Below are 13,610 nucleotides of genomic sequence, written 5' to 3'. Positions count from 1 at the left end.
GAGCACTATAATGGCAGAAGAAATTAAATCAAATAAGTCAATGAAATTTGATAAGATTCAGATTAAGCTTGCTTCTCCTGAGAATATTTTGGAGTGGTCTCATGGTGAGGTTACCAAACCTGAAACAATTAACTATAGAACACTTAAACCAGAAAAGGACGGACTTTTCTGCGAAAGAATATTTGGTCCTAGCAAGGACTGGGAGTGCCACTGCGGTAAGTATAAGAAGATTAAGGACAAGGGTATTGTCTGCGATAAATGTGGTGTTGAGGTTACTAAGGCCAGCGTAAGAAGAGACCGTATGGGTCATATCCATCTTGCTGCACCAGTATCTCACATCTGGTACTTCAAGGGTATTCCTAGCCGCATGGATCTCATTCTTGATATTGGTCCTAAGAACCTTGAAAAGGTATTATATTTTGCTTCATATATTGTAATTGATCCAGGTGAAACAGATATTCCTTTCAAGAAGATTCTTTCAGAGACTGAATACAGAGAACTCTGTGAGCAGTACGGAAGCAAGGCTTTCCGTGTTGGTATGGGAGCTGAGGCAATCCTCGAGCTCCTCCAGATGGTTAACCTTGAAGAAGAAGAAGTAAGACTTAAGGAAGAACTTGCTAACACTACTTCTCAGAAGGCTGCCAGACTTATAAAGAGAATTGAAGTTGTTGAAGCATTTAAGAATGCAGGAACTAAGCCTGAGTGGATGATTCTTACAGAAATCCCTGTAATTCCACCAGATTTAAGACCTATGGTTCAGCTTGATGGTGGACGTTTTGCAACTTCAGATCTTAATGATCTTTACAGAAGAATTATTAACAGAAATAACAGACTTGCAAGACTTCTTGAGCTTGGAGCTCCTGAAATTATTGTACGTAACGAGAAGAGAATGCTTCAGGAAGCTGTTGATGCTCTTATCGATAATGGACGTAGAAATGGTCGTCCAGTAACAGGTCCTGGTAACAGAGCACTTAAGTCTTTATCAGATTTATTAAAGGGTAAGCAGGGACGTTTCAGACAGAACCTTCTTGGTAAGCGAGTTGACTACTCAGGACGTTCAGTTATCGTAGTAGGACCAGAACTTAAGATTTACCAGTGTGGTCTTCCTAAAGAGATGGCTATTGAGTTATTCAAGCCATTTGTTATGAGAGAGCTTGTAAGACGTAATCTTGCAGATAATATTAAGAAAGCTAAGAAGAGCGTAGAACATCTTGAGCCAGAAGTATGGGATGTACTTGAAGACGTTATTAAAGAGCATCCAGTTATGCTTAACCGTGCTCCTACACTTCACAGACTTGGTATTCAGGCTTTCGAGCCAATTCTTGTAGAAGGTAAGGCTATTAAGCTTCATCCACTTGTATGTACAGCGTTCAATGCCGATTTCGATGGTGACCAGATGGCTGTCCATCTTCCGCTTTCTGTTGAGGCTCAGGCTGAGTGTAGATTTATGCTTCTTTCACCTAACAACCTTCTTAAGCCATCTGATGGTGGTCCTGTTGCCGTTCCTTCACAGGATATGGTACTTGGTATTTACTACCTTACACAGGAAAGACCAGGTGCAAAGGGTGAGGGCAAGATTTTCAAGAGCATTAATGAAGCAGTTCTTGCTTATGAGAATGGTATAATTACATTACATGCCAAGATTATGGTTCATGTAACTAAGAATGTTAACGGAGAAGAGCTTTCAGGTAATATTGAGTCTACACTTGGAAGACTTATATTTAATGAGATTCTCCCTCAGGATTTAGGATATGTTGACAGAAGCAAGGAAGAGAATTTATTACTTCCAGAAGTTGATTTCCATGTAGGAAAGAAGCAGCTTAAGGATATCTTACAGCATGTTATCAATACTCATGGTACTACAACAACTGCAGAGGTTCTTGATGATATCAAGGCTATGGGTTATAAGTACTCTACCAGAGCTGCCATGACTGTTTCTATTTCTGAGATGACAGTGCCACCAGTTAAGAAGCAGCTTCTTGCTGAGGCAGAAAAGAAAGTTGAACAGATTACTGTTAAATATAACAGAGGTCAGGCTACTGACGAGGAAAGACATAAGAATGTTATCCGCGTATGGCAGGAGACTGATGATAAGATTAAGGATGCCCTTCTTCAGGGTCTTGATAAATATAACAACATCTTCATGATGGCTGACTCAGGTGCCCGTGGTTCTAACCAGCAGATTAAGCAGTTAGCAGGTATGCGTGGTTTGATGGCTGATACATCAGGTAACACTATCGAACTTCCTATCAAGTCAAACTTCCGTGAAGGTCTTGATGTTCTGGAATACTTTATTTCAGCTCACGGTGCCCGTAAAGGACTTTCAGATACAGCCCTTCGTACAGCCGATTCAGGATACCTTACAAGAAGACTTGTTGATGTTTCTCAGGATCTTATTATCAGAGAGACAGATTGTAGCGCAGGTAAGCAGATACCTGGTATGTATGTTTACTCATTTGTTAATAACAGAGCTACTAACTCAAGTGATGCCAAGGAAGATATCCTTGAGCCATTACAGGAGCGTATTACAGGAAGATACTTAGCTGAGAATATTGTTGACCCGGCTACAGGTGAGGTTATTGTTGAAGCTAACCATCTTGTAACTCCTAAGAGAGCAGAAGCTATTATTAAGACTGGTGTTGATAAGGTTAAGATTAGAACAATCCTTACTTGCCGTTCACACATTGGTGTATGTGCTAAATGTTATGGAACTAACATGGCAACTGGTCAGACTGTTCAGGTTGGTGAAGCTGTTGGTATTATCGCAGCCCAGTCAATCGGTGAGCCTGGTACACAGCTTACTATGAGAACATTCCATACAGGTGGTGTTGCCGGTGATAATATTACTCAGGGTCTTCCTAGAGTAGAAGAGCTTTTCGAGGCAAGAAAGCCTAAGATGCTTGCTGTACTTGCTGAGTTTGGCGGAACTGTAAGTATTGTTAAGACTGAGAAGAAGACTGAAATCGTTATAACTGACGATGAAGGTAATTCAAAGGCTTATCCATTATCTAAGGATACAAGAGAAAAGGTTGTTGAAGGACAGGTTGTTGCTAAGGGTGAGGAAATCACAGAGGGTTCTGAGAATCCACATGATATCGTAAGAATTCTTGGTGTAAGAGCTGTTCAGGATTATCTCCTTCGTGAAGTTCAGAAGGTTTACCGTATCCAGGGTGTTGATATCAATGATAAGCATATTGAGCTTATCGTTCGTCAGATGCTTAAGAAGATAGTTGTTGATGAAGCTGGAGATTCTAAGTTCCTTCCAGGATCACAGGTTGATACAATTGAGTTCCAGGAAGTTAATGAGAGACTTGAGGAAGAAGGAAAGACACCTGCTACAGGTACTCCGATTATCCTTGGTATTACTAAGGCTTCACTTGCTTCTACATCATTTATGTCAGCTGCCTCATTCCAGGAGACAACTAAGGTTCTTACAGATGCAGCTATTAACGGAAAGATTGATCCACTTATTGGTCTTAAAGAGAATGTTATTATTGGTAAGCTTATCCCTGCCGGTACAGGTATGAAGCGTTATCAGGATATCAAGATCAGTTCTACAGATAACTACATTGAGGAAGATGAAGATGAGTCTGGTGAAGACGAGCTTGTTTTCACACAGGAAGATTAATTCTTTATAGAAACTTATGGCGTGTCAGATTGATAAAATCTGGCACGCTTTTGTCTTTTTTTGAAAAAATGCTTGACACTGAATTTGCAAATATATATACTAATAAAGCGTGCGAATAGGCAAGTACTATTTTTGCGCTGTTTTGGTGACAAAACATTTTCTTAGTTGATACTAAGATGCAACCATTCATTATTCTAATTTCGGGAGGTGAAAACGGAATGCCAACATTTAACCAGTTAGTAAAACAGGGAAGAAAGACTGCAGTAAAGAAGTCTACAGCACCAGCTCTTCAGAAGGGTTACAACTCTCTTCAGAAGAAGGCAACAGATATCTCTTCTCCACAGAAGAGAGGTGTTTGTACAGCTGTTAAGACTGCTACACCTAAGAAGCCTAACTCAGCTCTTAGAAAGATCGCCAGAGTACGTCTTTCTAATGGTATCGAGGTAACATCTTACATCCCAGGTGAGGGACACAATCTTCAGGAACATAGTGTTGTTCTTATAAGAGGTGGAAGAGTAAAGGATTTACCAGGTACAAGATACCACATCATCAGAGGAACACTTGATACAGCAGGTGTTGCAAAGAGAAGACAGGCTCGTTCTAAGTACGGTGCTAAGAGACCTAAGGACGCTAAGTAATTAAGCCTGAATTAAGACACGCATTTATATGAATGCATGCAAGTTTTACAATTTGCAAGAGTCAGATTTGTAAGAATCTGATTTTTACGAACAAATTAAATTTTGAATTGTGCCGGAATTAGATTAATCAAGAGGTTGCAGGTTAATATATACGGCGCGAACACATTTTTTATTTGTGAGTACCTATGATTTAATAAATTTATTAAGGAGGGAAGAACCGTGCCACGTAAAGGACATACACAGAAAAGAGATGTATTAGCAGATCCTATTTACAACAATAAGGTAGTTACTAAGCTTATCAACAACATTATGCTTGATGGTAAGAGAGGAGTAGCTCAGAAGATTGTTTACGGTGCTTTTGATAGAGTTGCAGCTAAGACTGAGAGACCAGCTATCGAAGTATTTGAAGAAGCTATGAACAATATTATGCCAGTTCTTGAAGTTAAGGCTAGACGTATCGGTGGAGCTACTTACCAGGTACCTATCGAAGTTAAGCCAGACAGAAGACAGGCTTTAGCTCTTCGTTGGATGACTACATTCTCTAGAGCAAGAGGCGAGAAGACTATGGAAGAAAGACTCGCTAACGAAATTCTTGATGCAGCTAACAACACAGGTGCATCAGTAAAGAGAAAAGAAGATATGCACAAGATGGCAGAAGCAAACAAGGCTTTTGCTCATTACAGATTCTAATTATAATTATAGGAGGTTTTATCCATGGCTGGAAGAGAATATCCATTGGAGAGAACCAGAAATATCGGAATTATGGCTCATATTGATGCTGGTAAGACAACATTAACAGAGCGTATCCTTTATTATACTGGTGTTAATCACAAGATTGGTGATACTCATGAAGGTACTGCTACTATGGACTGGATGGCCCAGGAGCAGGAGAGAGGTATCACAATCACTTCAGCTGCTACAACATGTCACTGGACACCTGAGAAAGAGGGTAAGCCAGATAAGACACAGCCAGAATACCGTATTAACATTATCGATACTCCAGGACACGTTGACTTCACAGTAGAGGTTGAGCGTTCACTTAGAGTACTTGATGGTGCCGTAGGTGTATTCGATGCACAGAACGGTGTTGAGCCACAGTCAGAGAATGTATGGCGTCAGGCTGATAAGTACAATGTACCTCGTATGGCTTTCATGAACAAGATGGATAAGATGGGTGCTGATTTCTTCGGATCATGCAACCAGCTTATTACAAAGCTTGGAAAGAATCCTGTACTTGTACAGATTCCTATCGGTAAGGAAGATGACTTCCAGGGTATTATCGACTTATTCGAAATGAAGGCTTATGTCTTCAACGGAGATAAGGGTGATGATATCGCTGTTGGTGAGATTCCAGACGATTTAAAGGACCAGGCTCAGGAATATCATGACAAGCTCGTTGAGCAGTGTGCTGAACTTGATGAAGACCTTATGGAGAAGTTCTTTAATGATGAGGAAATTTCAGTTCCAGAGTTAAAGGCTGCTTTAAGAAAGGGTACTATCGAGGGTACAGCTATTCCTTGTCTTTGCGGTACAGCTTATAAGAACAAGGGTGTTCAGAAGCTTCTTGATGCTGTTATCGAGTACATGCCAGCTCCTACAGATATCCCAGATATCACAGGTGTTGACGAAGACGGTAACGAAGTAACAAGAAAGTCATCTGATGAAGAGCCATTTGCAGCTCTTGCATTCAAGATTATGACTGATCCATTCGTTGGTAAGTTAGCATTCTTCAGAGTTTACTCAGGTACATTAAACGGTGGTTCATATGTACTTAACTCTAATAAGAATAAGAAAGAAAGAGTTGGCCGTATCCTTCAGATGCACGCTAACCAGAGAAAAGAAATTGATAAGGTTTACTCAGGAGATATCGCTGCTGCAGTAGGTCTTAAGGTTACAGTAACAGGTGATACTATCTGTGATGAAGCACATCCAGTTATCTTAGAGTCTATGGAATTCCCAGAGCCAGTTATCGAGCTTGCTATCGAGCCAAAGACTAAGAATGACCAGGGTAAGATGGGTGAAGCTTTAGCAAAGCTTGCTGAAGAAGATCCTACATTCCGTGCTCATACAGATCAGGAAACAGGTCAGACAATCATCGCTGGTATGGGTGAGCTTCACCTTGATATCATCGTTGACAGACTTCTTCGTGAGTTCAAGGTAGAGGCTAACGTTGGTGCACCTCAGGTTGCTTACAGAGAGTGCTTTACTAAGGCAGTTGATGTTGATAGTAAGTATGCTAAGCAGTCAGGTGGACGTGGTCAGTATGGTCACTGTAAAGTACGTTTCTCACCACTTGAAGCTAACGTTGATAAGTTTGATGTTGAGACAAAGAACACAGTATTAATTAACGAACCTCCAGTACTCTTCTGTGAGTCTTCAGTAGTTGGTGGTGCTATTCCTAAGGAATATATCCCTTCAGTTGCTGACGGTATCAGAGAAGCTGCTAATTCAGGTATCTTAGCTGGATTCCCAGTTCTCGGACTTAGAGCAGATATTTACGATGGTTCATACCATGAAGTCGATTCTTCAGAAATGGCATTCCACATTGCTGGTTCTATGGCATTCAAGGATGCTATGGCTAAGGCAGCACCTGCCCTTCTTGAGCCTATCATGAAGGTTGAGGTTACTATGCCAGAAGAATACATGGGTGATGTAATCGGTGATATCAACTCACGTAGAGGACGTATTGAGGGTATGGAAGATATCTCAGGTGGTAAGATGATTAAAGCATTCGTTCCACTTGCTGAGATGTTCGGATATGCTACTGACCTTCGTTCTAAGACACAGGGTCGTGGTAACTACTCTATGTTCTTCGATAAGTATGAGCAGGCTCCAAAGTCTGTTCAGGATAAGGTTATTTCTGATAGAAATAAGTAATAACTATAAAAATATAGTTGAAATATTTCAGCAAATGAAATATAATAAATATCAGCTATGACAAAGCCCGAGGGGGATACCCCTCAGGGTAATCTAAATATTTTTAGGAGGATTTTAAACAATGGCAAAGGCTAAATTTGAGAGAACAAAACCACATTGTAACATTGGTACAATCGGACACGTAGATCACGGTAAGACTACATTAACAGCTGCTATCACAAAGACTCTTCATGAGAGACTTGGTACAGGTGAGGCTGTTGCATTCGAGAATATTGATAAGGCACCAGAGGAAAGAGAAAGAGGTATCACTATCTCTACAGCTCACGTTGAGTATGAGACAGAGAAGAGACACTATGCACACGTTGACTGTCCAGGACATGCTGATTATGTAAAGAACATGATCACAGGTGCTGCTCAGATGGATGCAGGTATCCTTGTTGTTGCTGCTACTGATGGTGTTATGGCTCAGACAAGAGAGCATATCCTTCTTGCTCGTCAGGTTGGTGTTCCTTACATCGTTGTATTCATGAACAAGTGTGATATGGTTGATGATCCAGAACTTCTTGAATTAGTAGATATGGAAATCAGAGAACTTCTTAACGAGTACGGATTCCCAGGAGATGATACTCCAATCATCCAGGGTTCAGCTCTTAAGGCTCTTGAAGATCCTAACAGCGAATGGGGAGATAAGATCCTTGAGCTTATGCATACTATTGATGAGTATGTTCCAGATCCAGAAAGAGATACAGATAAGCCATTCCTTATGCCTGTAGAGGACGTATTCTCTATCACAGGACGTGGTACTGTTGCTACTGGTAGAGTAGAGAGAGGTGTTCTCCACGTTAATGAGGAAGTTGAAATCGTTGGTATCCATGAAGATATCCGTAAGGTAGTTGTAACTGGTATCGAGATGTTCAGAAAGCTTCTTGATGAGGCTCAGCCAGGTGATAACATTGGTGCACTTCTTAGAGGTGTTCAGAGAGACGAAATCCAGAGAGGACAGGTTCTCTGCAAGCCAGGTTCAATCACACCACACCACAAGTTTACAGCTCAGGTTTACGTATTAACAAAGGACGAGGGTGGACGTCATACTCCATTCTTCAACAACTACAGACCACAGTTCTACTTCAGAACAACTGATGTAACTGGTGTTTGTGAGCTTCCAGCTGGTACAGAAATGTGCATGCCTGGTGATAACGTAGAGATGACAGTTGAACTTATCCATAACGTAGCTATGGAGCAGGGTCTTCGTTTCGCTATCCGTGAGGGTGGTAGAACAGTTGGTTCTGGTGCTGTTGCAACAATCATCGAGTAATTGTTATTAATACAGTTCTTTCAAGGGTTTCCGAGTTTATCGGAAACCCTTTTTTGTGCGGGCAGCTCCTTGAGAAGTCATGGAAAGTTAGCGGTCGTGCTCGCGAAGTAATGAACTGGAATATGATAAAAAGAGGAGTACAACATGCTATACATAATGCGTCATGGCAGGACGGACTGGAATGTGCGTCATAAATTGCAGGGAAGAACAGATATACCGCTTAATGATGAAGGTAGAATGATGGCGGCAGAGGCTGGGAAACGGTATGCAGATATACATTTTGACATATGTTATTCATCTCCTTTAGAAAGAGCAAAAGAAACGGCGGAGATTTTCTTGAAGGGAAGAAATGTTCCTGTGTATACAGATGACAGACTTGTTGAGATGGGATTTGGAGTATATGAAGGAATAGAAAATTCATTTGCTATAGATGACTGTCCGATTAATACTCTTTTTAAGAAGCCTGATAAGTATGTTACAGTTGAAGGTGGGGAAAGCTTTGAGGAGCTTTTTGCAAGAACAGGAGAGTTTATAGATAATGTGGTTATGCCACAGGTTAATAGTGGTAAAGATATACTGATTGTTGGTCATGGTGCAATGAACTGCAGTATTATAGCAAAATTCAGAGGAACACCACTGGATAAATTCTGGGATGGAATGACTGATAATTGTCAGGTAGTAAAGCTTATATAATATTATAAAACATAATTTTTACGATTTATTCAGACCAAATCATGCTTGGTTTCGTATATAAGTATAGAAGTTAATAAATGAGACTTTGACTTACAACGGAAGGTTAGGATGGTGATTGGGATGAGTAGGAGAGATGGCAGGAGAAAATACAAAAGAAGAGGAAAAAGGAAGAATCAAATATTCCTTGTAATGATGACTATACTGGCATGTACGGTTACAATTGTATTAACAGTAAAGATGAATAATCAGAATGTCAGCAAAGGTGTAGCAGTTGGTGCAGAATATACAGCGATTAAGAGCGATGGTAATGTGACGGAGGAACAGCTTTCTGTAAGTGAAGAGACTGTAAATGATTTACCAGATGTATACAGAATAGAATGCTATGAATCGCTTAATCAGAATCCAGAGCTGCCAACAGGATGCGAGATTACATCGTTAACCTCCGTACTAAATTATTATGGCTGTAATGTTGATAAAACAACTATGGCAGATGAATATCTTAAGAAAGGCAATGGCAGCTTCTACGAAATGTTTCTTGGTAATCCAAGGGATAACACAAGTTATGGATGCATGTCACAGCCAATTGTTAATGCAGCTAATAAATATTTTAAAGTTAATAATATGTCAGCAGTTGCAAAGAATATCAGCGGAACAGATTTTAAAGAGATTCTTGGTATGGTTGCCCAGGGTGACCCGATAGTAATATGGAATACAATAGATATGAGACAGCCATATGAATCCAAGACATTTGTATTTAATGGGAAAGAATACACATGGATGTCTCCAGAACATTGTGTTGTAATTACAGGATATGATCTTAACAAGAATATTGTTTATATAATGGATCCTATGGAAGGTAATGTAACAAGGAATCTTGAGACATTTCAATCAAGATATGAAGCGATGCACAGCCAGGCTGTCTATATTATAGAATAATTAAGGGAGGACAATATTGTCCTCCCTTTAGTCATGTTATTAGTTTGATTTAATATTGTGCCTTGCATTAAGCTTCTTGGCACAATGTATGAATGCAGGGAACAAAAATGCGTCAGCAGCAATCCATGCAATTGGTGAGGCGAGGCATGCACCCATGAATCCAATGCTTGGAATAAGTATGATGGCTGCAAATGCACGGCCAATCATCTCTAAGATACCAGCTGATATTGCAAATACTGAGAAGCCCATACCCTGTATGCAGAATCGGACTACGTTAACACCTGTAAGCGGAATGTAGAAGCATGCAGATGCAAGAATGAACTGTCTTGTAAGAGCAATAATTGTTGTTTCTGATGCATTAACGAATAATAATGCAATATAATCTGTAGTGAAATACAGTGCAACAAGTGAAAGAACACTGTATATTGAACCGATTATCATTGCAGAACGGACACCCTGACCGAGTCTTTTAATCTTGGCAGCACCTACATTCTGTCCGGCATAGGTTGCCATAGTTGAGCCGAGTGCATCAAATGGACAGCATGTGAAGTTAAACATCTTAGAACCGGCAGTCATTGCAGCTACATATGTTGAACCAAGTGTATTAACAGCAGCCTGAAGGATTGTACTTCCGATGGCTGTTATTGAATACTGGAGTCCCATAGGAACACCATTCATGCACAGGTTGGTGATGAATCTTCTATCAAGTACTCTTTCTGATTTGTCACCTTTTAAGATGTCATATTTCTTATACATATATATAAGGCAGGTAAGTCCTGAAATTAACTGTGATGTTACGGTCGCCCAGCCAGCTCCGGCAACCCCCATCTTACATACAAGAATAAGAAAGAAATCAAGTACAACATTTATTATTGAAGAAAGCACAAGGAAAACTACAGGTGTCTTACTATCGCCAAGCGAGCGGATAACGCCGGATACCATGTTGTACAGGAACACAGTTGGGATTCCGATGAATATAACTACTATGTAATTATAGGCATGGTCAATAATATCTGCAGGTGTATTCATAACGATAAGTATCCTGCGGCAGAATATTACGGATGCAAGCGTAAGCACTATGGCAAACACAATACTGCAGATATATCCGTTAAATACATATTTTCTAAGGTCAGCAGGTTTCTTTGCACCAAAGCATTGGGCAACCGGAATCACGAATCCGTTACAGACTCCCATACAGAAACCGATTATCATAAAGTTGATAGAACCTGTTGCTCCAACTCCGGCAAGAGCTTCAACACCGAGAGTTTTACCAACGATTATTGTGTCAACAAGGTTGTAGAACTGCTGAAACAGCATTCCGAACAGCATTGGAACTGCAAATCCAAGAATATGCTTGGAAGGCGAACCATTTGTCATGTCTTTTACCATAGGATTTCCTCACTTTCGTATATTTATAAAGCCAAATGATTATACTATATTTTTACAAACTGTCAAACTGATTTTGCACGAATTTGAATTAATTTAACGAATTATTGTCTTAATATGAAATGTCTGTTAAAATGCATAGGTAATATTTATGCGGAGGCAGACATGAAGAAAACTTTTGATGTTAAGAGACTTACAACGCTGGCATTACTTACAACAATTGCACTGACAATATTTGTTGTGGAATCAGCGATACCTACGCTTGTTCCAATACCAGGAGTTAAATTAGGACTTGCCAATATAGTCACACTTTTTGTATTAAAAAGGTATAAATTCAGTGATGCAGCTATTGTGCTGGCTATGAGAATTATACTGGCTACAATATTTACAGGGCAGGCAGTATCATTTATATATAGTGTAAGTGGTGGATTTTTATGTCTTATTGTGATGGCAGCTGTTAATAAATTGCTTAGGGGACAGTATATATTCCTTACAGGTATACTTGGCGCGGTGTCGCACAATGCAGGTCAGATTCTTGCTGCATTTTTCATACTCAGATTGTCAGGTATATTTGCGTACATGCCGTTCCTTGTGATAAGCGGTGTTATAACAGGTCTGTTTACGGGCCTTGTGTGCTTCTTTGCAGACAGATATATTCCTAAAAAATATACTATGTAGCAGATGGAGGAGATTGTGAAAAAAAGAGTTATTACAGTGGTGGCCGTGATTGTTCTGCTTGTCGGGGCAAGTGTGGCTTCTATTATATATATGAAATCAGGAAAGAATGACGGTAGTAAGACCGCTTATATATACAGAGATAACGAATTGTTAAGAACTGTTTCGTTAGATGATGTTAAGAATCCGTACACATTCAGGATTGAATACGGGGATGGAGAGTATAATGATATTCTTGTCGAGAATGGAAAGATTAAGATTGCTGATGCAAGCTGTCCGGATAAGCTGTGTGTGAATATGGGCTATATATCTGAGCCTTTAATGCCAATCACATGTCTGCCTAATCATCTTGTTATCAGGATTGTGAATGACGGCGAAGAATCGCCGTCACTCGATGGTGTTGTGTATTAATTATTTCATCCAGCGGCCAGAAGCACCACATGGAAGTACAAGTCCGTTACTTGAAACAGGAAGACCTACTTCCTGTGAATCACAGTGTCCGCCAAAGCTCTTAAGTTCTGTGCTTAACATATAAGTAAGAACGGCTGGCTGAAGACCTGTAGTGTATGAATTAATAAGGAAAAATAATGGTTCATCAGAAAGAAGCTGTGCACAAAGCTTAACAAGCGGGTGTATGGCTTCTTCTATTTTCCAGATTTCTCCTTTAGGACCACGTCCATATGAAGGTGGATCCATGATGATTGCGTCGTAATGGTTGCCTCTTCTTATCTCTCTTTCTACAAACTTTACACAGTCATCAACTATCCATCGGATAGGCTTATCAATAAGTCCTGAAGACTGCGCATTTTCTTTAGCCCATGCGACTATACCTTTAGAAGCATCTACATGTGTAACATTAGCACCAGCGGCTGCACATGCAAGTGTTGCTCCACCTGTATAAGCAAACAGGTTAAGAACCTTTACAGGTTCGCTGCCACGCTTTTTCCTGGCATCAGAGATTATCTTTCCAAACCAGTCCCAGTTAGCAGCCTGCTCAGGGAATATTCCTGTGTGCTTGAAGCTGAATGGCTTTAAGTTGAATGTCAGCTCCTGTTCAAATGAAGGACTGTTGTAGTGAATCTGCCACTGCTGTGGAAGGTCAAAGAACTCCCATTCTCCGCCGCCCTTAGAACTTCTGTGGTAATGACCGTTCATATTCTTCCAGCCACGCTCTTTCTTAGGCGTGTCCCATATTACCTGTGGGTCCGGGCGTACAAGAATATACTTACCCCAGCGTTCAAGTTTTTCGCCCTTAGAGGTATCTATTACTTCATAATCTTTCCAGTTGTCAGCTATAAACATAATTAAGTATCCTTTTCTATATTAAAATGTGTTGCAGTTTGGTACCGCATTTGTTATTAAATAATTATATACGAAAATATTAATAACTGCAATCGTGCAAAAATGTTTTGAACAGGCATGTTTTATGTTAATATATTTCTATCGAAATCTGATTAAGGGG

General features: G+C 40.1%; 11 protein-coding genes. 9 read left to right on the top strand and 2 right to left on the bottom strand.

Features of this window, described 5'->3' with window-relative positions; all coding sequences use genetic code 11:
* Positions 1 to 10 precede the first annotated feature (10 nt).
* The 7 genes from rpoC (at position 11) to GKE48_RS00645 (ending at position 10,087) form a co-directional block, all read left to right on the top strand.
* Positions 11 to 3,628: a DNA-directed RNA polymerase subunit beta' gene (rpoC, locus tag GKE48_RS00675; protein ID WP_154300253.1), complete on the top strand. Its 3,618-nt coding sequence runs from the start codon at positions 11 to 13 to the stop codon at positions 3,626 to 3,628.
* A gap of 218 nt (positions 3,629 to 3,846) precedes the next feature.
* Entirely contained in the window at positions 3,847 to 4,266 is a 420-nt protein-coding gene (rpsL, locus tag GKE48_RS00670) for a 30S ribosomal protein S12 (protein ID WP_041687887.1), read from the top strand.
* Positions 4,267 to 4,485: 219 nt separating this feature from the next.
* Positions 4,486 to 4,956 (top strand): 30S ribosomal protein S7, encoded by a 471-nt coding sequence (rpsG, locus tag GKE48_RS00665; RefSeq protein WP_012738559.1) that lies wholly within the window; start codon positions 4,486 to 4,488, stop codon positions 4,954 to 4,956.
* Positions 4,957 to 4,980: 24 nt separating this feature from the next.
* Positions 4,981 to 7,143: an elongation factor G gene (gene fusA / locus GKE48_RS00660; protein ID WP_055216123.1), complete on the top strand. Its 2,163-nt coding sequence runs from the start codon at positions 4,981 to 4,983 to the stop codon at positions 7,141 to 7,143.
* Between the two features lie 121 nt (positions 7,144 to 7,264).
* Entirely contained in the window at positions 7,265 to 8,458 is a 1,194-nt protein-coding gene (gene tuf / locus GKE48_RS00655) for an elongation factor Tu (protein ID WP_012738561.1), read from the top strand.
* 144 nt (positions 8,459 to 8,602) lie between these two features.
* A complete protein-coding gene (locus tag GKE48_RS00650) occupies positions 8,603 to 9,151 on the top strand; it encodes a histidine phosphatase family protein (protein WP_154300252.1) in 549 nt (182 codons plus the stop codon).
* A 120-nt stretch (positions 9,152 to 9,271) separates the two neighbouring features.
* Entirely contained in the window at positions 9,272 to 10,087 is an 816-nt protein-coding gene (locus GKE48_RS00645; protein ID WP_172676010.1) for a C39 family peptidase, read from the top strand.
* Between the two features lie 39 nt (positions 10,088 to 10,126).
* Here GKE48_RS00645 and GKE48_RS00640 read toward each other — a convergent pair whose 3' ends face one another.
* A complete protein-coding gene (locus GKE48_RS00640) occupies positions 10,127 to 11,476 on the bottom strand; it encodes an MATE family efflux transporter (RefSeq protein WP_154300251.1) in 1,350 nt (449 codons plus the stop codon).
* 162 nt (positions 11,477 to 11,638) lie between these two features.
* Between GKE48_RS00640 and GKE48_RS00635 the strand changes: the two genes are divergently transcribed.
* Entirely contained in the window at positions 11,639 to 12,151 is a 513-nt protein-coding gene (locus GKE48_RS00635; RefSeq protein ID WP_022097717.1) for a Gx transporter family protein, read from the top strand.
* 15 nt (positions 12,152 to 12,166) lie between these two features.
* Positions 12,167 to 12,559 (top strand): NusG domain II-containing protein, encoded by a 393-nt coding sequence (locus GKE48_RS00630; RefSeq protein WP_022097716.1) that lies wholly within the window; start codon positions 12,167 to 12,169, stop codon positions 12,557 to 12,559.
* On the opposite strand, the gene GKE48_RS00625 is transcribed toward GKE48_RS00630, so the two are convergent.
* Positions 12,560 to 13,450, bottom strand: a complete 891-nt coding sequence (locus GKE48_RS00625) for a class I SAM-dependent methyltransferase (protein ID WP_012738567.1) — start codon at positions 13,448 to 13,450, stop codon at positions 12,560 to 12,562.
* Between the last annotated feature and the right edge of the window lie 160 nt (positions 13,451 to 13,610).

It is taken from the genome of Lachnospira eligens, assembly GCF_009680455.1.
Classification (GTDB): Bacteria; Bacillota; Clostridia; order Lachnospirales; family Lachnospiraceae; genus Lachnospira; species Lachnospira eligens_A.
Note: the sequence above shows the minus strand (reverse complement) of the source record. Positions and strands in the feature narration are given on the sequence as shown.